Origin of the sequence: uncultured Cytophaga sp., from assembly GCF_937863595.1 — a bacterium.
Classification (GTDB): domain Bacteria; phylum Bacteroidota; class Bacteroidia; order Cytophagales; family Cytophagaceae; genus Cytophaga.
In genome coordinates this window covers 1-21,191 of sequence record NZ_CALMGQ010000177.1, presented here as the reverse complement: position 1 = coordinate 21,191, position 21,191 = coordinate 1, and the positions used below count along the sequence as shown (strand labels likewise).

At 34.7% G+C, this 21,191-nt stretch carries 21 protein-coding genes and 1 pseudogene; 5 read left to right on the top strand and 17 right to left on the bottom strand.

All coding sequences use genetic code 11. From position 1 onward, the window contains the following. Positions 1–9: 9 nt before the first annotated feature. Both Q0543_RS15400 and Q0543_RS15395 read right to left on the bottom strand, forming a co-directional pair. A complete protein-coding gene (locus Q0543_RS15400; RefSeq protein ID WP_299255120.1) occupies positions 10–729 on the bottom strand; it encodes a diphthine--ammonia ligase in 720 nt (239 codons plus the stop codon). A gap of 4 nt (positions 730–733) precedes the next feature. Further along, on the bottom strand, positions 734–1,027 hold the full coding sequence (locus Q0543_RS15395; protein WP_299255118.1) for a DUF5522 domain-containing protein: 294 nt from the start codon (positions 1,025–1,027) through the stop codon (positions 734–736). A 325-nt stretch (positions 1,028–1,352) separates the two neighbouring features. Here Q0543_RS15395 and Q0543_RS15390 point away from each other — a divergent pair, with 325 nt between their 5' ends. Continuing rightward, positions 1,353–2,291, top strand: a complete 939-nt coding sequence (locus Q0543_RS15390) for a cation diffusion facilitator family transporter (protein WP_299255106.1) — start codon at positions 1,353–1,355, stop codon at positions 2,289–2,291. A 78-nt stretch (positions 2,292–2,369) separates the two neighbouring features. Here the strand turns inward: Q0543_RS15390 and Q0543_RS15385 are convergent, their stop codons facing one another. Continuing rightward, the gene (locus tag Q0543_RS15385) at positions 2,370–4,133 is read right to left on the bottom strand and encodes a DUF349 domain-containing protein (protein ID WP_299255103.1); all 1,764 of its coding nucleotides are present in this window, start codon (positions 4,131–4,133) and stop codon (positions 2,370–2,372) included. 16 nt (positions 4,134–4,149) lie between these two features. Beyond that, positions 4,150–4,698: a YqgE/AlgH family protein gene (locus tag Q0543_RS15380; RefSeq protein ID WP_299255100.1), complete on the bottom strand. Its 549-nt coding sequence runs from the start codon at positions 4,696–4,698 to the stop codon at positions 4,150–4,152. A 204-nt stretch (positions 4,699–4,902) separates the two neighbouring features. Between Q0543_RS15380 and Q0543_RS15375 the strand changes: the two genes are divergently transcribed. Together Q0543_RS15375 and pdxH are read left to right on the top strand one after the other, a co-directional pair. Further along, complete coding sequence (locus Q0543_RS15375) at positions 4,903–5,394, top strand: hypothetical protein (RefSeq protein ID WP_299255097.1); 492 nt, start codon at positions 4,903–4,905, stop codon at positions 5,392–5,394. A gap of 45 nt (positions 5,395–5,439) precedes the next feature. Beyond that, positions 5,440–6,087 (top strand): pyridoxamine 5'-phosphate oxidase, encoded by a 648-nt coding sequence (gene pdxH / locus Q0543_RS15370; RefSeq protein WP_299255095.1) that lies wholly within the window; start codon positions 5,440–5,442, stop codon positions 6,085–6,087. A gap of 86 nt (positions 6,088–6,173) precedes the next feature. Here the strand turns inward: pdxH and bshB1 are convergent, their stop codons facing one another. The 3 genes from bshB1 to trxB are packed head-to-tail and all read right to left on the bottom strand — an operon-like array spanning position 6,174 to position 8,893. Next, positions 6,174–6,905, bottom strand: a complete 732-nt coding sequence (gene bshB1 / locus Q0543_RS15365; RefSeq protein WP_299255092.1) for a bacillithiol biosynthesis deacetylase BshB1 — start codon at positions 6,903–6,905, stop codon at positions 6,174–6,176. Position 6,906: 1 nt separating this feature from the next. Next, complete coding sequence (locus tag Q0543_RS15360) at positions 6,907–7,935, bottom strand: M23 family metallopeptidase (protein ID WP_299255089.1); 1,029 nt, start codon at positions 7,933–7,935, stop codon at positions 6,907–6,909. A gap of 10 nt (positions 7,936–7,945) precedes the next feature. Then, on the bottom strand, positions 7,946–8,893 hold the full coding sequence (gene trxB, locus Q0543_RS15355; RefSeq protein WP_299255086.1) for a thioredoxin-disulfide reductase: 948 nt from the start codon (positions 8,891–8,893) through the stop codon (positions 7,946–7,948). A gap of 190 nt (positions 8,894–9,083) precedes the next feature. Between trxB and Q0543_RS15350 the strand changes: the two genes are divergently transcribed. Together Q0543_RS15350 and Q0543_RS15345 are read left to right on the top strand one after the other, a co-directional pair. Then, positions 9,084–9,419: a hypothetical protein gene (locus Q0543_RS15350; RefSeq protein ID WP_299255083.1), complete on the top strand. Its 336-nt coding sequence runs from the start codon at positions 9,084–9,086 to the stop codon at positions 9,417–9,419. Between the two features lie 64 nt (positions 9,420–9,483). Further along, positions 9,484–10,314: a hypothetical protein gene (locus Q0543_RS15345; RefSeq protein WP_299255080.1), complete on the top strand. Its 831-nt coding sequence runs from the start codon at positions 9,484–9,486 to the stop codon at positions 10,312–10,314. Between the two features lie 968 nt (positions 10,315–11,282). Here Q0543_RS15345 and Q0543_RS15340 read toward each other — a convergent pair. The 10 genes and pseudogenes from Q0543_RS15340 to Q0543_RS15295 form a co-directional block, all read right to left on the bottom strand. Continuing rightward, positions 11,283–11,981, bottom strand: a complete 699-nt coding sequence (locus Q0543_RS15340) for a sterol desaturase family protein (protein WP_299255077.1) — start codon at positions 11,979–11,981, stop codon at positions 11,283–11,285. 133 nt (positions 11,982–12,114) lie between these two features. Next, entirely contained in the window at positions 12,115–12,534 is a 420-nt protein-coding gene (locus Q0543_RS15335; protein ID WP_299255074.1) for a hypothetical protein, read from the bottom strand. Then, complete coding sequence (locus Q0543_RS15330) at positions 12,531–13,850, bottom strand: phosphatase PAP2/dual specificity phosphatase family protein (RefSeq protein WP_299255071.1); 1,320 nt, start codon at positions 13,848–13,850, stop codon at positions 12,531–12,533. Before Q0543_RS15330 ends, Q0543_RS15335 begins: the two co-directional genes overlap by 4 nt. A gap of 80 nt (positions 13,851–13,930) precedes the next feature. After that, positions 13,931–15,703 (bottom strand): bifunctional alpha/beta hydrolase/class I SAM-dependent methyltransferase, encoded by a 1,773-nt coding sequence (locus Q0543_RS15325; RefSeq protein ID WP_299255068.1) that lies wholly within the window; start codon positions 15,701–15,703, stop codon positions 13,931–13,933. A 100-nt stretch (positions 15,704–15,803) separates the two neighbouring features. Then, entirely contained in the window at positions 15,804–16,412 is a 609-nt protein-coding gene (locus tag Q0543_RS15320; protein ID WP_299255065.1) for a CDP-alcohol phosphatidyltransferase family protein, read from the bottom strand. Then, a complete protein-coding gene (locus Q0543_RS15315) occupies positions 16,409–17,056 on the bottom strand; it encodes a lysophospholipid acyltransferase family protein (protein ID WP_299255062.1) in 648 nt (215 codons plus the stop codon). Before Q0543_RS15315 ends, Q0543_RS15320 begins: the two co-directional genes overlap by 4 nt. Continuing rightward, a complete protein-coding gene (locus tag Q0543_RS15310) occupies positions 17,057–18,043 on the bottom strand; it encodes a phosphatidate cytidylyltransferase (RefSeq protein ID WP_299255059.1) in 987 nt (328 codons plus the stop codon). It lies immediately after the preceding gene. Between the two features lie 526 nt (positions 18,044–18,569). Then, the gene (locus Q0543_RS15305) at positions 18,570–19,580 is read right to left on the bottom strand and encodes a DUF2931 family protein (RefSeq protein WP_299255056.1); all 1,011 of its coding nucleotides are present in this window, start codon (positions 19,578–19,580) and stop codon (positions 18,570–18,572) included. Between the two features lie 23 nt (positions 19,581–19,603). After that, positions 19,604–20,560, bottom strand: coding sequence for a DUF2931 family protein (locus Q0543_RS15300; RefSeq protein ID WP_299255053.1), 957 nt, complete (start codon positions 20,558–20,560; stop codon positions 19,604–19,606). An 80-nt stretch (positions 20,561–20,640) separates the two neighbouring features. Next, positions 20,641–21,191 (bottom strand): annotated as a pseudogene (locus tag Q0543_RS15295) (hypothetical protein); the annotation flags it as partial.

Below are 21,191 nucleotides of genomic sequence, written 5' to 3'. Positions count from 1 at the left end.
TATTTTTTTTTAAATAGGTAGAATATCACAAAACCAAAATCCGTTTGTTTGAGTCGTTTCTAAAATTTCTTCATCATCATTTTTAAGTTGGATGGGTTTGTACACCTGTTCTCCCAATACGAAATCAATGGTTTTTTTGAAAAGAGGTCCGTCGAAACAAAAAGTATGATACTCCCCATTTTCACCACAAGGATCTACCTGTTCGGGCAAGGCTGCAATAAACGAAGTAGTAATTTCTTGACCAACCCACGATTGATCTAAGTGTACATCACTGATGCAGCAGGTAATTGTTCTAAATTTATGATCTAAAAATTCATTTATCAATATACTCGTATCGCTCTTCCATAACGGGAATACTCCTATTAAATCTACTTTCTTTAAATTATCTTCTCTATAACTGCGTAAATCTTCTAAAAAAATATCGCCAAAAATAACATGCGTAATTCCTTCTGATTTTGCGCGCATCAAAACAGAGTGCATCAACCGTTCATATTCATCATACGTACCATCAATAACACGAACCTTTAAAGCAGGTATACCTATCGATTCAATTTGCTTATCAAGCATTTCCTCGCGAACGCCATGCATAGATACGCGCTTGTAATCATCATTGATGGTGGTCAACAAATACAAAACATCATACTTTGCTTCCTGTAGTATTTTATATAAACCAAAAGCAGAATCTTTTCCTCCACTCCAACAAAAAATTGCTTTATCTTTTAGCTCCATTAAATTACCTTTTAAAACCGTAGGGACAATGCCTGCATCCATTTTGACAGCAGTATCCTCTTTTAAGATGATAGAATTTAGTAAATACGCACATACCATTTTCAATATAATAATCCTGCTGAATGGCATCTACGTTGCTTTCATTTTGCTTGAGTGCTATAGCCAAACAGGTTGGACATAAGCAATCCATTTCTGCATCCGCAATTGGAATAGATGGATACGCCATACACCAACACGAACCGTCTGAGCTACCGCAATGAAGTAATTCAGTACATTTACTACACGTTTTAATTTGCATAGTTGCTATTTTTCAAATGCAATGAATCCTTCCATTTATTACTGACCTATATATGTATGACAAATTAAGGATTTAATACATACTTCTGATTACATATATTTTTTTATTTACAAATCTATATTAAAACACATACATCTAACGTGTTTTAATATAGAATTACGTTTGATGGAATATCTTTTTAAAAAAAATCAACATGCGTTAGTAGTTCAATTCAACAACACTATTGAATACCTAATGCTGTTGAATACGCATTCATATTAATTTGCTACTTATTTTTATTAAGAGTCTTATTTTATTTATACATTAGATTGAAGAAAAAATCAATATGTCAAAAGGAGAATCGAACATTGCTATCATTGGTGCTTTTGCATCCAATTTATTGATTGCAATTTTTAAATTTATCGCAGCAGCTATAACGGGAAGTTCTGCCATGCTTTCAGAAGGGATTCACTCGTTAGTGGACACAGGCAATACGGCATTGTTATTATTTGGCGATTATAGAAGTAAAAAACCTGCTACACCGAACCATCCATTTGGTTATGGTAGAGAGTTGTATTTTTGGAGTATGGTTGTTGCCATATCCTTGTTTGCAATAGGTGGTGGAATGTCTATCTATGAAGGCATTCTACATATTCAGCATCCAGAAGCTATAGAAGATCCGTATTGGAATTATATTGTAATCGCTGTTGCCTTTGTATTAAGTGGCGCTTCCTTATATGTTGCAGTAAAAAAATTCAAAACGGACAATCCAAATAAACCTATTTACAGAGCAATTAAAGATAGTAAAGACCCAGGCACGTTTAGCATTCTCTTTGAAGATGCTGCTGATATATTAGGTCTTATTGTGGCATTTCTAGGAGTTTACCTAGGACATACCCTAAACAATCCCTACATAGATGGTATTGCATCCATCGTCATTGGTTGCATATTAGCAAGCTTATCTTTTATGTTGGCTTTTGAGACCAAAAGTTTATTAATTGGAGAAAGTGCGGATCCCGTTTTAATCGAAAAAATCGTTGAAATAATAAAAGAGAATCCTGCAGTAGTATTTTTTAGAAGTCCACTTACGCTGCAATTTGGCCCAAAGGATATTTTATTGGCCTTAGATGTTCAATTTAAAGAAGACTTAAAAATGAATGAACTAGCCAATCATATTGATCAAATTGAAAAGGATATTCGAACTAAATTCCCTGAAATTAAACGCATTTATATTGAAATTAAATCCATTACATATTTCTCAGATTCAGGACATACATCTGTTTAAGTTAACTATCACATACGAAAACAAAAAGAGCTTGTTCTACTATTAGAACAAGCTCTTTTAACATATCGAATGGGCAACTTATCCTTTTAAGATATTAATTTTTGCGAGCAATTTTTTCAACTCCAACTCTGCTTCTGAAATTTTAGTTTGCACTTGTTCTTTTAATGCAGACGCTTTGGTAGAATTAGCAAAGAAAGCCATGTTATTATTATACTGTTCTATTTCGGCTTTCACAGTTGCAGCTTTGCGTTGTAAATCTTTCATCAAGCCTTCAACATTTTTCGTACCGCCTTGTTTCACTTCAATTTTCAACTGAAGTTTTTCTTTTGCTTCGCTATCTAAAGGCATTTTTTCAATACCTGCGAACAATACATCTCTAAACGAATCTTGTAATGCTTTTTTCTGCTCCATAGGTACAAAACCCAACGTTTCCCATTGATCAATATAGGAAAGCAACGTTTCTTCTGTATCAACAACGGTAGATTTTACCTTCGTTTGCAATTCTTTTAAATACGCTTCCTTATTTTTTAGATTTTCAATCAACGCACTTTCTGCTTGTACTTTTAAATCACGTTGTTGTTGAAAGAAATAATCACAAGCAGATTTAAATCTAGCGAATATTGTGTCCTTAAACTTAATAGGTACTTGTCCAATTTTAGCCCATTCTTTCTGTAACTGAATAATGCTTCTAGATGTTTCTGCAAAATCTTGATTATCTTTTAAAGCCTCTGCCTTTTCACATAAAATCATTTTTTGCTCTAGATTTTCTTGTCGCTTATCATCTAATTTTTTAAAGAACGTATTCTTGTTTGAAAAGAACTTTTTGCCAATAGCCCAAAACTCTTTTGATAAATCTTTTACTTTATCTTCTGGAACTTGTCCAATCTTTTTCCAAGATTCTTGAATTTCTAAAATGTGAGCTGTTTTAACTTTCCACTCATCAATTTTTTCAGTAGTAAATTCTTCAAACTCCTTTAACTTTTCAACAAGTGCTACTTTTAATTCATGGTTCGCAACTTTTGCTTTGTCTAGATCTTCTAAAAATGTTTTACGCTTTGCAAATATTGCATCGGAAAAGTGCTTTAATTTAGCCCAAAGATTTTCGTGATCTTCTTTTGGAACAGGACCAATATTTCTAAATTCATCCTGCAATTTCCTTAACTCATTAAATGCTGACTGTACATTTGGATGATCTAATAACTGCTCTACTTTTGAAATAATCTCTTGTTTTAAACTTAGATTCTTTCTTCTATCTAATTCTTTTAATTCAAAATATACACTGCGGTTGTTGTAAAACATATCCGTCAGGGCCTGGTAGTTTGCCCATAACTCTTTGGCTTCAGCAAGTGGCACTTGCCCTGTAGCTTTCCATGTATCTTGAAGTTTTTTAAACGATTGAAATGATTCTGCACTTTCTTCAGATGCAATAATTGCACGCATCTGTTCAAGAATAGAATTCTTTATTTCAGAATTTTTTGTTTTTTGTTTTTCTAAACTTGAATAATGAGCAGAAATTTTTTCTTTTATGGCTGTGAATGCAGCATCAAACGCTACAGAGCGCTCATCTTTTTTAAATTTGAAATCATCTGCTAAACTGCCGTCTGCAACAAACTTTTCCAAAGCTGTTTGCTCTTCTTGCTCAAATAGATGGTCGTATTGTTGACGCACATTTTTTAATACTGAATTTGCTTCCTGAAAATTCGCTTCGGGTTTAAACTGTTCTAAAAAATCTACTAATTCACTTTTAGTAAATTGACTAAAATCTTGTTTCTGTACATCATCTTGGTTCGCTACATCTACCGAATCTTCAAACTCATTATGCAATTCATCAGAAATACTCATCACGCTATTATTTTATTTAATTTAACCTTGGATCAATTGGATAGTTCGAAAGGGCTTTATATTCCCCTCCCATATTTCGTAATATAGTTTGCCACATGGATTGAGGATTTTTTACAAACATTTCTTCCGAATGAATATCTGTTACAATCCATGAATCATTTTCTAATTCAGCCTCTAATTGTTCCTCACTCCAACCCGAATATCCTAAAAAAAATCGACAATTATTAATATCCAATACCTCTTCTTTTATTAATACTTTTAAATGCTCAAAATCTCCTCCCCAATAGAGGTCGTCTTTGATGTGCATCGCACCATTTAAAATTGCCTCTTCTTGGCGTATTAAAAAAAACAATGAATCTTGGGCCACAGGTCCGCCTAGAAATAAATCTTGCTCAAATGGTACGGTTTCTTCTAGTACTGCATTAATAGTTAAGCTAGTAGACTTGTTTAACATAAAGCCAAATGCTCCATTATCATTATGTTCACACAATAATACAACACTACGTTCAAAGGTAGCGTCACCTAAAAAAGGTTCTGAAATCAATATTTTTCCTCTTTCTAACAAATTCTTAATGGTTCGTACATATATACTTCAATATCGAAAAAAATGTGAATGATGTAAAAAATAACGTGTTTTTATTATCAGATTCATTCTATTTCTATATTTATTCTTTGTAAATTCAAATATCAGTATTGTTTATCAATCACTGTTTATCAATCACTGTTTATCAATCACTCTTTTACTAAGCTACCCTTTATGAAAATTAAAATGAATGTTAAACTAATTATAATTGGTTTAATCGCTATTGCATCTTCCCTCGCTTCCTGTAACAGATCATCACACAATGAACCACCACGCCCCAATTATTCTTATGTTCCAGATACAGGCCGCTATGTTGTTCCTTATGCCTACTATAATATTAACGGTTATACACGGTTTTATTATCCGAATTCGTATGTAATGAGTTCTGAAGGAAACTATCAAAATGGCAGTCCTTCTGGATATTGGAAACAATATTATGCTAATGGACTTATGATGAAAGAAGGAAACTACTCCAACGGGCAATTAAGTGGATATTGGAAGTTTTATTATCCTTCTGGTCAAATTAAAGAAGAAGGGAATTATCAAAACAATAAAGAAAGTGGCACTTGGAAATATTATTATTCAAACGGGCAAATTTCCTCAGAAGGTGATTATTCCAATGGAGTTAAATCAAGTGGATGGATGTACTACAATTCAGACGGAACTGTTCAAAACTAATTCATATGAAATTTCTTAAACACGATTTTGGATGTACATTTGAATATGAAAACAAACCTTGCAGATATAAGAATTGAATACTCTTCCAGAAATTTGGATTGCAAAGATGTTGCTCGATCACCAATCAAGCAATTTGAAACGTGGCTAAATCAAGCAATGGAAGCCGGTGCATTAGAGTCTACTGCGATGAATCTTGCTACAGTAAACCCAAACGGCCAGCCAAGCTCACGAATTGTTTTATTAAAAGGAATTGAAAAAGATCAGTTTATATTTTACACAAATTATACTAGTCATAAAGGTCTAGATTTAGCAACACAGACTTCTGCAGCTATCAATTTCTTTTGGCCCGAACTCGAGAGACAAGTTCGCATTGAAGGATCTATATTAAAAGTTGATCCTTCTGAATCGGATGGGTATTTTGAAAGTCGTCCCTACGGCAGTAAAATCGGTGCTTGGGTTTCGGACCAAAGTAAAAAGATCACCTCTAGAAAAGAATTAGAAGATAAGGTTCTAGAATATCAACAAAAATATCCTGAAGGTTCCGTCGTTCCTAGACCATCACATTGGGGAGGCTATGCCTTAACACCAAACTATATTGAATTTTGGCAAGGAAGACCTAGTCGCTTACACGATCGTATTGTATATGAATTGGATGAAAAAGGTGAATGGGAAATTTATAGGATATGCCCTTGAACTGGTAAATTCCAAAACACAAAAAACAAATCCCAAACGAATTTGAAAGTCGTTTGGGATTTGTTTTTTGTGTTTTGGAATTTATCTCAAATAAGATCAAAGATATCAATGACTCCCAACTGCTTCTCTTTCGTAAAGCCTTCACCGTAATCCACACCAATGGAATGACCAAACTCTCTCGCCCGAGATTCAACTGATTGTAAAAAACCTTTCCCAGAAATATAGGTTTGAGGTTCGCCATTTAAATTGGTTTCAGGATTATAAAATTGAGATTTAAAAGCCAATATGCAATTCATTTTTTCTTCCCAATGATTGCTGATATCAACAACAAAATCGGGTTGAATATATCGATCTTGAATATAATGGTATACATTCTTAGGTCTCCAAGCGAGCTGATTCTCGCCCATCCACGTGGTTTCAATTTTAATCAAACCAGCTAGAAAGCATGCTCTAGAAGCAAGTACAGAGCCATTCCCATGATCGGGATGGCGGTCATGAATTGCATTGCATAAAACTATTTCTGGCTGAAAAAAACGAATATATTCAACTAATTTCAAACAATGTTCTTTATCCGATTCAAAGAAACCATCTGCAAATTCAGCATTCATACGTGCTGTCAATCCTAATATTTTTGTAGATGCTGCGGATTCTTGAGAACGTATTTCTGCCGTTCCGCGACTACCCAACTCCCCTTTTGTTAAATCGACAATAGCTACTTTATTACCCTTATGAATTTGATTCAATATGGTTCCGGAGCAACCTAACTCCGCATCATCTGGATGCGCTGCAAATACTAAAATGTCAACTTTTTGAATCATACTATCTTATGCGTAATCTTCTACCAACGTTGATAACTGTACGTGTAGTAATGTGGTTCAACTTACAAATTTGAGAAACAGATACGCCGTATTTTCTACTAATTGTACTTAATGTTTGTCCAGACCTTACGGTATGATAATATACTTTACGTGCTTCTTTAGCGTACGCGTAATGCTCTGGCAATAAAGAGAAATTAGCAGTTCGTAATCGATGATTTGGATAATCATACATATAGGTTGTATTGAAAGCATTACCAGCATAACGTACTTCAAAATGTAAATGTGGGCCACTGCTATGACCTGTATTACCACCTAAACCGATAACTTCGCCGGCTTTTACAATTTGTCCCACTTTAACATCTTGTCTACTTAAATGGGCATATAATGTTTCGAATCCATTATAATGACGCACCAGAATATAGTATCCATAACCGCCGGCATTGTATTGTACAATCCGAACAATCCCATCAAATGCAGCCATAACAGGGTCTCCAATTTCAAGATGTAGATCTGTACCATAATGCCAGCGTGAACGCATACCGAAATTGGAGTTGATTCTACTTTGACTTAAAGGCATGGACCAATAATGACCTTCCAATGAATCGTACAATACCATTGAAATGGTATCCTTAAAATCTGATGGGTCAATTTTATACGGATCTATTGAACGGGTATCCCAAACAGAGTAATATTGAGCAATGGTAACCCATGTGGAATCAAATCGCTGTTGCTCTTCTACTTCTACAACAACAAATTCATCTTCACCAACTTCTTCTCCTTCTTCCCAAGCAGCCGTATCTTCTTCAATCATTGTCCAATCCTTTTCAGCATCAAAACTATAATTGGTTTGTATACCACCTGCTACTGTATCAACGATTTCATCTGTAAAGAGAATATCGTCCATATTGGGTGTTTTATACTCAACTGCTGGAGCTTGAGTTTTATCAAAGTCTTTATCTCCTTTTTTGGGATGTTGTGCTTGAACAGACAACAAAAAACCAAAAAAGAATATAAATAGGAATATACGCATGTCTTATTATTTATGCTGTTACTGCTTCTTTTGCAGCTAAATATCTTTCAGAATCTAAGGCTGCCATACAACCAGTACCTGCAGCTGTTACTGCTTGACGGTATACATGATCTTGTGCATCTCCACAAGCAAATACCCCTTCAATATTCGTTTTTGAAGTACCAGGAATTGTTTTGATATATCCATTTTCATCCATATCAATCCAACCTTTAAAGATGTCTGTATTGGGTTTATGTCCGATTGCAACAAAGAATCCGGATACTGCAATTTCGCGCAATTCGCCAGTTACAGTATTACGAACACGCATACCTTCTACATCTTCTTTACCTAATATTTCATCGGTTTCAGTACTGAATAACACTTCAATATTAGGAGTATTCAATACACGTTGTTGCATAATTACAGATGCAGCAACAAATTTATCTTTACGTACAAGCATATATACTTTCTTGCACAATTTTGCTAGATAACTCGCTTCTTCACAAGCCGTATCTCCTGCACCAACAATCGCAACATCTTGACCTCTAAAAAAGAAGCCATCACATACTGCACATGCAGATACACCGCGACCATTCAAACGTGATTCAGATTCTATTCCCAACCATTTTGCTGCTGCTCCTGTAGATATAATAATCGTATCTGCTTCAACCACAAGTTTTTCATCAACTGTTACTTTATGTACAGGACCTGTAAAATCAACAGAACTAATAGTACCATATCGTACATCCGTACCAAAACGTTCCGCTTGTTTTTTAAAGTGTTCCATCATTTCTGGACCAACTACACCATCTGGATAACCAGGGAAATTTTCAACATCATTTGTAATCATCAACTGACCTCCTGGTTGAGCTCCTTGATACATAACAGGCTTTAAACCTGCACGTGATGCATATATTGCTGCAGTATACCCAGCTGGACCTGAACCAATAATTAAACAAGATACTTTTTCGACTGACATAGGGCTTAAATATTATAGATTTTCAATTTCGTGAATTTTAGCTTTGGAAGCAAAACATATAGACTTTGTGTAAGGTTCTGTGGAAAAAAGAATTTTATCCAGATTCATACAAGAAATGAAATATTTACACATTTTTTATTTGTAGACTGTATCTTTTGGGGTTTTACTTCCTTATGTATAAAAAAAAGCGATGAAAACGACACTCTGGAAAGTAATATTGGTAGTATTCGTAACAATACTCAGCTCTTGTTCAAAAGAAATCAGTAAATCGATTGAATCTTACTCTGCGGATAAGGAAATGAAAATATCCATTCAAGGTAAAAGAACAAGTTCATTGGATCCCTGGTTGTTGGATATTGAAATGACCTACAAGGGAGAAACGTCTAAAGTATATCAAGAATTTTATGCAGACGAAATCAATAAACAAACGATACATTTCGAATGGAAAAATAATCGAACATGTATGATTCAATTGACACAGCACGATGGTGTTCTCATTAATGTCCCGATCAAAGTTCAAGAATAAAAAAATTAATATACATACTCAAAATTGTATTCGTAACAAAAAACAGTTTCAAAATTAAAAGCGTATGAAACTACATCTAATAGTCATTTGTTTAATAGTTGTTTGTTTCAAAGCGCAGTTAAAACTGATTAATAAATCCCTTACTGGTACTCCCGTAAAAGCATTAGAAGTACAACATGCTCACTTCGATACAACTATTACAACTATACATGTATTCGTAGCCTTATGCGACAATAGGTATCAAGGCATTGTACCCGTACCTCCCTTAATAGGTAATGGTCAAGATCCATTTAATAATTTATATTGGGGGTGTGCCTATGGTATTAAAACCTTTTTCAAGAAAAGCAATGAATGGACGCTACTTAAATCAATGAAGATGGATAGCATAGTGCTTGAACGCTTAGTCTTTAAACACAAAACTAAAAACGTTTATTTGGTTGCAGATGCATACAATGGAAAATACATAAAAACGTGTACACAAGATTTTCTTTTTAGTTGTTCAGGGCAAAAAAAAGCTACCATGACTGTAAATACAACCACTATTGGTATTCAGGGCAATGCAAAACTTGTATCGTATATCGGACACGATGGATTAATGGATTTTAAATTATCGGATGCAGTTGAAAATACCGATGGCAAAACACGTGATTGTATTCTTTTAGCCTGCATCAGTAAAAACTATTTTTCACCCTACATCAAACCAGCAAAAGCCAATCCTATTATATGGACTACAGGATTGATGTGCCCGGAAGCATATACCTTACACGACGCACTTAGTGGATATGTAAACAACGAAAGCAATGAGTCTATAAGAACCAGAGCTGCGCGTGCCTATACAACATACCAAAAATGTACAGAGAAAGCTGCTCGTGGCTTATTGGTAACAGGTTGGTGATGGAAAGTGATTTCCAAATACCTAATAATGTCGTTTCCCTAAAAGGGAAATAAAAAATACATTCATTTTGAACAGTCGTTCGACCACTTTTTCTTAGTACGAGGATTTAAAATTATCAGAGTTCTCTTTTTCAAGCTTGAAACAACTACAAAACTAAGGATATCAGCACTCTAAATTCTCTTAAGGAAAAGCCAGTGATTTAATTTTATTAAAATAATACAATCCTGATGCAAAACCCCTTTTTTGCACAAACTGCCTTTACGCATTTAATAGGCTGTATTCAATTAAACATCATATTATTCATTTTCATACATTCCCCATACATTAGCCATACAGTTCCCATACTGTTACCATACAGTTACCTAACTGTTGATAGAATAGTAGAATAGTACAAATATCGAATGTTCGTTTCAATACGTTAAATCAAATGCAGTTAGAACTTTTAACAGATTAATAAATAGAATTACAAAACCATGAACCTCTTTGAATATGTTCGTAATCAACCATCAAAGGAATGAACGAATATTTTTGAACAGCAATCCGAGTAAATTTCCGTTGGTCGGATGGTTTTATTATTAGAGCCCTTATACAAGAGTGAAAAAAAACGAAGGTTTTTATCACTCTAAATTCTCTTAAGGAAACGACATTGCATTATAACTGTTAATAGCTCGTTATTGAGACTATGTGATTGTTACGAATTCAATAAAAACACAGTGAAAGTTATTATTGATTATGCGAATAGTTCTTCGACAGACATTGTTATAGATAAAATGACAATTACAAAAAATGGAAGTGATTATAATGTTAGATCAATCTTCGTTTAATTTTTCAAGCAAGGGAATTGTAAATAATAATACTTGTACTTTAAATCTGAACTATTTAAATGGAAGTTATATACAGATTGTAGCAGTAAAATAATACGTTATGACTGGGATTGTTGAAATTAAATAACAATTCAATAATTTTATTTATTTCAACGTCCCAAATATTCGATCCCAAACCTTCGTGTAAAAACCATAATTGTGTACATCGTTTTGATGATGTTCGACATGAAAACCGGTATTCGCAATCCACTTAAACATCGTGTTATTTTTAAGAAAATCAGGTATAAATTCTTTTCTCAGATGACCAATCATCCCCATCATTACATTCAAAATTAGATAGGCCATAATTGCATAGAAAGAAAATTCGCCTAGGTATAATAACATCAACCAAATACTTCCAAAACCCATTACTTCTATAGGATGTAGCACAAATAATGAAAACGCTGTGGGTGAATCGTACTCATGATGCAGCTCATGGAATTGATTGAGAAATAAAATTTTATGGGCTATATAATGAAATACATACATCAAAAAATCCATCGCTATAAATAATAGTATAAAATCTACGACAAAATCACTTATAGTAAATCCCAATTCAAATTGAATGAAGTTATATTTATATAATAGATAACCTGTAAACGTTACAACGGTATTTAAAAAAATAGTAGAAAGTCCCCAATAGAGTTCTTTGATTGAAACCAATTGTTTCATTTGCTTTAGTAAACCATCAACTGCAAATCCAATAAAAATTGCGCTAAACGCAATAAAGATATTTTCTATTAAACACAATAGAAATACAGCAAACAGACTTAAGGAGTTTAAATAGTCAAAAACAATGTACATAAGATTACAAACGTAAATTTTGTTTTTTTATAATATCAATTGTTGTGCTCCTGGAATACGTTTATCCATTTATTTCAACCTGTAGATAAATGACAGAATGGAAATTTAGTGCTCAATTTAAGCAACACTAAATTTACGTATTCAGTAAATAAATAAGTATGCTTATAAACAACAATACATGTACACCAACAAGAATAAACAACTTGCGAGATAATGCATAGCAGGCATCTATTCGCTCGGTTAATGGTTTACCTTGAATATCTTTTTTAAATACTTTCAATAACAATAAATCAATCTCTCCTATCCCTGCAGTTCCTAATCCGAGTGTTTTAAATAACAATGCATCAAAATAAATATGCCAACTTTTTAATGCAACAATGCATACTGAAACTAAAAAGACCGCTATCGCTATCATATGAAACAACTCTACCTCTTTATGTTGCAACAGTATGAATAGTGCTGGTGTGGTAATAAATACTACAAAACCCAATCTGCTAAATCCCAACAAGGCTGCAGATGCAACCTGACATATATTGCGTTCTTGATCGGTCATTGAGCAATTTGTTTAGAATACATATGTAACATCGCAATATGTTTTTCAGATACGTTCGATTTGAAATTATGTTCTTTAAAATAGTGAATGGCTTCTTCAACAGACCGTACCTTTTTAGAATACAGTAACCAACCCATTACCAATATTGCACTCCGTGACATACCTAAAGCACAATGAATAAATACCACTCGATTGTTTTGCAATAAGGCATCGAGTTTCTCTACCCCAATCTTAAGCTCATCTATTGAAGGCACCTGTAAATCTATCAGTGGATAATTTACATAATGTTCTTTCGTATAATTTGCTCGTTCGTATTCGGAACATACATCAAAAATGGCATCACAAGGAGTCATATGATCCATGCCATACGCACCTAGATATAGATTATCTGTTATTTTCTGAGGCTCTTTGTACGAAGGAAAGAAGAAATACCGAACGGTTTTACTAATGGTACGATATGGTAAGTGTATTGTTTTTGCTGCAAAAGAAAACGCTCCGTTATCCTGCTTTTGAAAAACAATAGCACCCATATTCAGATAGCCCAAACCAATTACCAGCATGGAAAATCCAATCCAAAGTAAGATTAAGGCGGGCCAAAAAGATGCGTACATCGCGCCTATTAATAGTATAATACCAGCAATCAAATAATAGCGAGATAGTTTCGTTATTTTCATTTGATTCCATTTCCATTGATGTTCTTTTACCAAAGGAAATATAAAACAAATTGCAACGCCCACTAAAAAGCCTGCGGGGATGTCAATAAAGTGATGTTGAAATGTAGTAAGTACAGAGATGCCAATTAAAAAGCACCAAACATTCCACAATAACTTCCCTACTCTTTTAAACTGTGGCAAATAGATTTGCCAGATAATAACCAATAAAATAATGTGTAGTGAGGGCGATTGATTAAAGGGTTTATCAAAACCCAATAATGCATCAAACAAGGTTTTCCATAAACCTTCTGCATCGGGTCTGCCGCCAGAAAAGGTTAAGGGATAAAAATAAAAGAATGCAGCAGCAATCGGTGTTGCCACCAATAATCGCAAGGCATGTTGACGTTGCGCAAATTTTGTTAAAGGAAGAAATAAGGATATTCCATATAAAAAATCAATGCTCCAATACGGTAAAATCGTCCAAGGCATGAACGGAATATGCCGCTCCCAATCATATACAAACTCCTTTACTCCATCTACAGGTAAGCCTGCAGAATAGGTATTTGCCCAGCCGTATACAATAAAAAATAAAGGTGCTAATATAGCCAACCAAATAAATCCACTAAGCCAATGTATTTTAGGAACTTCTGTCGTGTTTTGCATGCGTAGGTTATAAATTATTAAAAAAAGCTACAAGTAATATGCGTTACTTGTAGCCATTTCATTCTTAAATGTGATTGTATTTATTTTTTGCGTGCAACCGAAACGGTAAAAATGCCCCATTCGTCTTGCAATTGTTCAATCTTGTCAAAACCAGCTTGTGCCACCAACTGATCCATCTCTGCTTGTGTACGACGACGCATAACCCAGCGATCTTCGCCTGAATGGTTATTCAATGTTCTCGCAATAAGCTCCACTTGTGGATGCCAAGGTTGATTGGTATAAATCAAATAGCCTCCTTGTGGTATTGCTCTACTAAATCCTTTTAAAGATGCTTGCAACAAACTATTGTCTGAAAACAATTCATATACTCCTGAAACAACACCAATTGTTGGTTTGATTTCTTCTGTAGCAATACTTTCTTCATCAAATGCATTGGCATTTTTAAACTGCGCCTTTGAACTTAAATTACGATCTAAGATCATTTGACTACCTGCCTTTACATTGATATCGCTGTAATCGCGTAATAAAATTGCTTCTACATCATTGCGTTTAGGCTGTATGGCATCTAAAATATAGCGACCATGTCCAGAAGCAATATCCATGATACGAACAGATTGTCCGTCTTTCTTCAACACATCAATGTATTTACCAATAAGCTTTTCAAGGTTTTGTTTACGGGCACGAATCCCTTGCCAACCGATGCTATCCAAATACCCTCGATCAATTACTTTTCCTAAGCCTATGTATTTCCACAAGCCTAATCCTTGTGCTTTATTGAGGTATACATAATCCAAGGAACTACCAGAATCAAAACCCGTTTCGACACCAATTTTCAATCCTTTGGAAGCATTTTTACCCATCCATTTCATTGAGCCGCGTGTTAAGGCAAAACTTACTTGTTTGGAAAAAGAAGATGCTTTGGGTTTTAATAATTCTTGGTATTCATTGAAGGTATATCCTTTCTTATCGGCATCCAATAAATTGGTATGTGCATTGGCGGATTCTACCTTTGCAATAAAGGCTTTGATTTTATCAAATGCTTGTGCACGATCTTTTTCTCCCAAGGTATCGTGAAAGAATCCTTCTAGAATATGTTTTTCTTTAATAGAGGAACTCAAATTTGTATAGAACTCTTCTTGTGGTTTTCTACGAACAACAAAATCATCTCCCGAAATCAGCATTTGTACGGGTGTAACAATCGCACCAGCATCTGCAATCACACGATCAGAGGTGGTGTATAAATCCAACAAGACATTTGAGCCAATCGGCAATGCTACCAAGGGGTCTGTATGATAGGAAGCAGCGCGTTCTGTATCGTGCGTTAAGTGTTTTCCTTTTACATAGGATTTTACAAAAAACTTACCTGCCATTTTTTGCCATAAAGCAATCCCTTCTACTGCAAAAGGAATATACAACTTCACGCTAAAAGCAGGCGAAGCTAAGATTAAGGCTTTAATCTTTGGTGCATAATCGTGTACCCACGTTGCTGCAATGACAGCTCCTACACTCTGTGCAATTACAACAATGTTTTCTACGGGTATACCCTGCGTATGATGTATGTGTTGAATGAACTGATCTAAATCTTGAACCCAAGTCATAAAGCTACTGGCATAACCACGCGTACCTTCTGTACGGCCACAACCACGTACATCCCATGCGAAGAACGGAGTATCAGGCATATTCAATTCATTTACAATATGCTCTACTCGACCTGAATGTTCGTGTCCCCGGTGTAGTAATACAATTGCACGTTTTGCTGCTGTTGGAGTCGTTTCTTTCCAATTGCGGTAAAAAATTGCTTGTCCATCGTGACTAACAAACGTATTTTCCGAAGCTATTCTATTTTTTTCCATATCTGATTTAATAAAAAGTTAATTATTTCTATACTGATTTTTCAATGTGTTATCCTAAACCATATCCCCTGCGATTTGGTGGTTTCCTAGTTATTGTGGTCTATTTTTTAATAATGAGCAAGGATTTTTTTAGTCGAGTAAACGTGCTGAGTATTAATAATAGAATTAATGCCGCGAAAATATAAATCGAATAGCTCGATGTATGTACGCCTAAAAAACTCAATAAGCCATACAAACCAATCATAAATGCACGATCGCTTTTGCCCATAGGTCCATCGTAGCGACGGTCTCCAGATACAACCTTTGCGAGTATGCCTCCAAATTCATTGATGATGCTTAAGCATATAAATACAACAACGGCATAGATTGCTTGTGATTCGAATTTCAAGAGTGGAAAAAACAAGGCGATGTCTGAAATAACATCTCCCAATTCATTTAATATTTCTCCTTTTTTAGATTGTTGATTGTAAACGCGTGCCATCATACCATCCAAGGCATTTAATGCCATGCGTACAAATAAACCAATAGGTAAGGCAAGAAACAGAATGGAATATTGATCTGCATACCAAAAGCAGATAGCAATGCCTATGGACCAAAAAACAGAAGTCATTGTAATTTGATTGGCAGTAACTCCTTTGCGATGCAAAAATTCCAGGATGGGTTTGAGCAAGGCTTGAAACTTTGGCTTTAATGAATAAATTGAAATCATGATTTTGTATTTTCTAAGGATTGGCGAAGGACTTCCATTTCTTGTTTCATACACGCCAGAATTTCGTCGACAGTGAAATGTGTGATTTTATTTGGTGTACCGTATACAATAGTACTTTCGTGCGGCACAATTAAACTATCCCCTTTAGGCATAGCCTTCCCCATGTTTTTCATGTAAATGGGTATATATGGAATTTCAGGATTCTGTAACAACAACATCGCAACACCCGCTTTAAATTCCTGCGCGACACCTGGCTCTCCACGCGAACCTTCGGGGAAAATAATCAATGAAAAACCTTGTTTAAGCGCTTCATCCATTTTATGCATGGGCGAATCTTGTATCGAACTTTTATCGTGCTTGCGCTGAATCAATAAGGTATTGATAAAATAATTGCTGAACCATTCTTGGCGTTTTGTTTTACCAAAGTAATCTTGGGCTGCAACAGGTCGCACATTATGTACAATCGACTTCGGCATGGAAGCCATAATAGACATGGCATCTAAATGACTGTTGTGATTTGCAATGAGTATAAATTGTTTTTCCTTTTTCAAAAAGGACGTATCCGAACACTTCACCCCTACGATGATTCGAAGGAAGTAACGAATTAGATACCCATAACTAAGAATTAAAACGATTCTTTTCATTTAAAATACGATGTAGTATACAAAGTGAAAAAATATCGGAGCAGTATAGGTAAGCGAATCAATTCTGTCTAGAACTCCACCATGGCCTGGTATAGTACTACCCGTGTCTTTAACACCAATATCTCTTTTTATAGCAGACATTACGATGTCACCAAAGAAGCCGGTACAGCCAATAATGAATCCCCCAAGAACAACTTGCATATCTGTTAATGGAGTTAAAAAGCCAATAAAATAACTAATGACTGTTGTACTAAGAACACCGCCAATAAAGCCTTCCCACGTTTTATTCGGACTTACAGAAGGCGTAATTTTATGCTTGCCTAACATTTTACCCCACATAAATTGGAGTACATCGTTGATTTCTGTTAGAAACACCACGAATAGCAATAGACCTTGTCCACCGTTTATAAAACTTTTCCCTTCGCTTAGATTTGTTGCCTCGGGCAAGGCTAAAAAGTAGGCCAAATGACTAAGACCATACACGGTAATCATTAAGGACCATTGTAAGGAAGCCATGGATTTAATGATACCAGTCGTTTCACCTGCAATCACCATGCGAACAGGTATAAATAAGAACATCCAAACGGGTATAAAGATGATGAAGAGTTCATACCAACCGATGTAGGCCAAATAATATTGGACAGGAATTGCTAAGAATGCCCAAAAGATGGGTCTTCTGTCCACATCCCGAAAACCGATCATGGAGTATAGCTCTCTAAATGCAACAAAGGATAGTAATGCAAGCGCAGGAAATGTAATCATCCTGTCCAGTAATACTGCAGCAATAAATAGAAATACCATCACCCACCACGAATTGGTGCGTGATTTTAGTTCTTTGAGATTCGTTTCGGGTTTTAATTTCCCCCAGATAAAAAATGTTAGCGATGCAGTAATTAATATAGCAAAAATGATTTCTACCACATGGAGGATGTCTATTTTTTGCAAGAGATCCATCCGTGATAAATAATTCAAAATTTGTTCTTTCATTTCTTAATTGGCTTTTATTAAATGAATTAGTATGAAATTTTAGTTATAAAAGATTAATAGAAAACTATTTAATCGTTTATAACATACGAAACAACCTTCGTTCGCACATTTAAAGAAAAGCAATCATTTAATATAACTAAATAATTAATAAGCGCTTATCTTTTAAAATTTCAAAAACACATCATTTTTATACAATATATGGTCAATAAATTACATTCCATAATGTTTAAGAATTTGTTATCTTATGTTAACAAGAACTTATATAAATTTTGAAAGCATATGAATGTACATATAAGGATGAAAAAATAAATTATAGTAGGGTCTCAACTCAAATTTAAAAAGAATGTTTTGATTTTTACTAATATTCAAACAAGCACTCAAATAAATTAAAATAGGTCTGAGTACTTGTTTGAAGTAAAAATAATAATAATACAGTTAATTATTTAGAGCACGTTTTTATATAATTGATTAAGAGGTGCAAACTGTAACACCGATGAAATCATAAGATAGTAAAGGATTTTTTTCACTAGGTACGTTTAAAAATACTGACTTTCGTTTTTTCAAGTTCAATCTCTTCTGATTTGCTGCGCAGATAAAATTCCAATGATGTACGCGTATCATTATACTTAATAATCAATTCTGCGTCTTGCTCTTTGTCTTTTACATAAATAAGTTTGAACGCTTCAAATATTTCGGCTTCGTCGAACGTAACTTCGGCGCCATATTCCTTTCCAGTTTCATCTGTCCATAACAGGTTGCATCTTTCGGTAATAGCACGTTTTTCAAATGAATTTTCAACAAATCTATCTCCCCATAAAACTTCATATTCCCCATTAAACATTCTCAACCGAATCAGCTCAGAAATACTTCCTTCGGGAAACTCAAACTTCGGACGCCATGAATATTTAATCCGATAGGTATCCCATAAACCTAACATTAATCCATTTTTTTGGAAGTTTTCTTTTACTACTGGTCTTCTATCAATTAAATTAAACACATATTCTTCTCTTGTCAATCCTGTTCTTGGTATAAAAGACTCCCAATTCATTTCTGTTTCTGTCGCTAAATAGCGACCGATTTCTACTTGCTTATCAAACCCTTGCATCCAAACCACCAAAACTCCCCCAGGAGCCATTCCTACAATCATGGCTCTATAGGTATCATATTTTTTTGTCAAATAGTCAATCATCCCTTCTTTAAATAAACTTCGTATGGTATCGGAGGGTAAAGCAAAATTTGCCGTATAAAATTTATTTTCCATATAGGCAAAATAGGTAACCTTAAACCCGGTAGGTATAATACTACTTCTACTCATATTCATTCCATTACTGCCCCATCCAGCATCTACAAATCCTCCATTGGGTAATGGCAGCCAATCGTCCGCTGTATAAAAATCTCCTGTATGTACTCGTATTGGATATAATTTGGGAGCGCAGATGCCCGATGCGTATTCTAATGGTGGCCGAAAATCTGTATGTACACTTCTTTTGGATGGCGAACATGCAGAAACAATAAACTGTAGCAGCGATGAAATCATAAGATAGAAAAGAATATTTTTCACTAAGTACGTTTATAGATTTTCACTTTCATTTTTTCAAGTTCTATTTCTTCTGATTTACTGCGTAGATAAAATTCTAATGAAGTGCGTGTATCATTGTATTTGATAACCAATTCTGCATCTTGTTCTTTATCGTCTCTATAAATAAGTTTGTAGGCTTCAAAGATTTCTGCTTCATCAAAGTATATATCAGCTCCAAAATCTTGACCTGTTTCATCGGCCCACAACAAATCCATACTTGTAGTTATTGCGCGTTTTTCATAATCATTTTTAGTCAATCTATCCCCCCAAATAAAATTATATTCTCCAATATACATTCTTAATTCAAAACCTTCAACCTTACTTCCTTCTGGAAACTCAAATTTTGGACGCCATGAATATTTAATCCGATAGGTATCCCATAAGCCCAACATCAAACCATTTTTTTGGAAGTTGGCAACTACTTCAGGCCTTCTATTAATCAAATTGGTAACATATTCATCTCTAGTAAATCCCGTTTTAGGTATAAAATGTTCCCATTCCATATCCGTTTCGGTTGCTTGATACCTACCTATTTCAATCTGCTTATCTATTCCTTGCATCCAAACAACCAATACCCCACCTGGTGCCATGCCCACAATCATAGCATCATAGGTAGAGTAGCGTTTACTTCTATAACCAATCATACCCTCCTTAAATAAATCCCGTATTGCATCTGAAGGTAAAGCAAAATCTCCTTTGTAAAATTTATTTTCCATATAAGAAAAATAGGTAACCTTAAAACCAGTCGGGATAATACCACTTCTACTCATATTCATTCCATTATCACCCCAACCAGCTTCTACAACACCACCTTTAGTCAATGGAAGCCAATCGTCCGCTGTATAAAAATCTCCTTTATGCACTCGTACTGGATATAATTCTGGTGCGCAGATGCCCGATGCGTATTCTAACTGTGTACTCATAGTTTCTTTCTGCATACTTGTTTTAGATGGCGAGCATGCTGAAACAATAAACTGTAGCAGCGATGAAATCATAAAATAGAAAAGAATATTTTTCACTAGGTTCGTTTAAAAATACTCACTTTGGTTTTTTCTAGTTCAATTTCTTCGGATTTACTGCGTAAATAAAATTCTAAGGATGTACGTGTATCATTATATTTGATAACCAACTCCGCATCTTGCTCTTTGTCTTTTGCATAAATAAGTTTGAACGCTTCGAATATTTCTGCTTCATCAAACGTAACTTCGGCACCATATTCCTTTCCAGTTTCATCTGTCCATAACAGGTTGCATCTATTGGTTATGGCACGTTTTTCAAATGAGTTTTTAACGAATCTGTCTCCCCATAATACTTCATATTCTCCATTAAACATTCTTAACCGAATCAGCTCAGAAATACTTCCTTCAGGAAACTCAAACTTTGGTCGCCATGAATATTTAATCCGATAGGTATCCCATAAACCCAACATCAAGCCATTTTTTTCGAAGTTTTCTTTTACTACGGGTCTTCTGCTTATCATTCTAGAAACAAATTCTTCTTGAGTAAATCCTGTTTTTGACATAAACGACTCCCATTCCATATTGTATTCGGTTGCTTGGTAGCGACCTA

What these genes read in the sequence shown, in the direction of transcription:
- Q0543_RS15340 (WP_299255077.1), bottom strand. Translation starts at nt 11,981, where the DNA reads ATGTACATTGTTTTTGACTATTTAAACTCCTTAAGTCTGTTTGCTGTA.
- trxB (WP_299255086.1), bottom strand. Translation starts at nt 8,893, where the DNA reads ATGTCAGTCGAAAAAGTATCTTGTTTAATTATTGGTTCAGGTCCAGCT.
- Q0543_RS15375 (WP_299255097.1), top strand. Translation starts at nt 4,903, where the DNA reads ATGAATGTTAAACTAATTATAATTGGTTTAATCGCTATTGCATCTTCC.
- Q0543_RS15390 (WP_299255106.1), top strand. Translation starts at nt 1,353, where the DNA reads ATGTCAAAAGGAGAATCGAACATTGCTATCATTGGTGCTTTTGCATCC.
- Q0543_RS15305 (WP_299255056.1), bottom strand. Translation starts at nt 19,580, where the DNA reads ATGATTTCATCGCTGCTACAGTTTATTGTTTCTGCATGTTCGCCATCC.
- pdxH (WP_299255095.1), top strand. Translation starts at nt 5,440, where the DNA reads ATGAAAACAAACCTTGCAGATATAAGAATTGAATACTCTTCCAGAAAT.
- Q0543_RS15325 (WP_299255068.1), bottom strand. Translation starts at nt 15,703, where the DNA reads ATGGAAAAAAATAGAATAGCTTCGGAAAATACGTTTGTTAGTCACGAT.
- Q0543_RS15395 (WP_299255118.1), bottom strand. Translation starts at nt 1,027, where the DNA reads ATGCAAATTAAAACGTGTAGTAAATGTACTGAATTACTTCATTGCGGT.
- Q0543_RS15350 (WP_299255083.1), top strand. Translation starts at nt 9,084, where the DNA reads ATGAAAACGACACTCTGGAAAGTAATATTGGTAGTATTCGTAACAATA.
- Q0543_RS15335 (WP_299255074.1), bottom strand. Translation starts at nt 12,534, where the DNA reads ATGACCGATCAAGAACGCAATATATGTCAGGTTGCATCTGCAGCCTTG.
- Q0543_RS15300 (WP_299255053.1), bottom strand. Translation starts at nt 20,560, where the DNA reads ATGCAGAAAGAAACTATGAGTACACAGTTAGAATACGCATCGGGCATC.
- Q0543_RS15320 (WP_299255065.1), bottom strand. Translation starts at nt 16,412, where the DNA reads ATGATTTCAATTTATTCATTAAAGCCAAAGTTTCAAGCCTTGCTCAAA.
- Q0543_RS15310 (WP_299255059.1), bottom strand. Translation starts at nt 18,043, where the DNA reads ATGAAAGAACAAATTTTGAATTATTTATCACGGATGGATCTCTTGCAA.
- Q0543_RS15360 (WP_299255089.1), bottom strand. Translation starts at nt 7,935, where the DNA reads ATGCGTATATTCCTATTTATATTCTTTTTTGGTTTTTTGTTGTCTGTT.
- Q0543_RS15315 (WP_299255062.1), bottom strand. Translation starts at nt 17,056, where the DNA reads ATGAAAAGAATCGTTTTAATTCTTAGTTATGGGTATCTAATTCGTTAC.
- Q0543_RS15385 (WP_299255103.1), bottom strand. Translation starts at nt 4,133, where the DNA reads ATGAGTATTTCTGATGAATTGCATAATGAGTTTGAAGATTCGGTAGAT.
- Q0543_RS15400 (WP_299255120.1), bottom strand. Translation starts at nt 729, where the DNA reads ATGGAGCTAAAAGATAAAGCAATTTTTTGTTGGAGTGGAGGAAAAGAT.
- bshB1 (WP_299255092.1), bottom strand. Translation starts at nt 6,905, where the DNA reads ATGATTCAAAAAGTTGACATTTTAGTATTTGCAGCGCATCCAGATGAT.
- Q0543_RS15330 (WP_299255071.1), bottom strand. Translation starts at nt 13,850, where the DNA reads ATGCAAAACACGACAGAAGTTCCTAAAATACATTGGCTTAGTGGATTT.
- Q0543_RS15345 (WP_299255080.1), top strand. Translation starts at nt 9,484, where the DNA reads ATGAAACTACATCTAATAGTCATTTGTTTAATAGTTGTTTGTTTCAAA.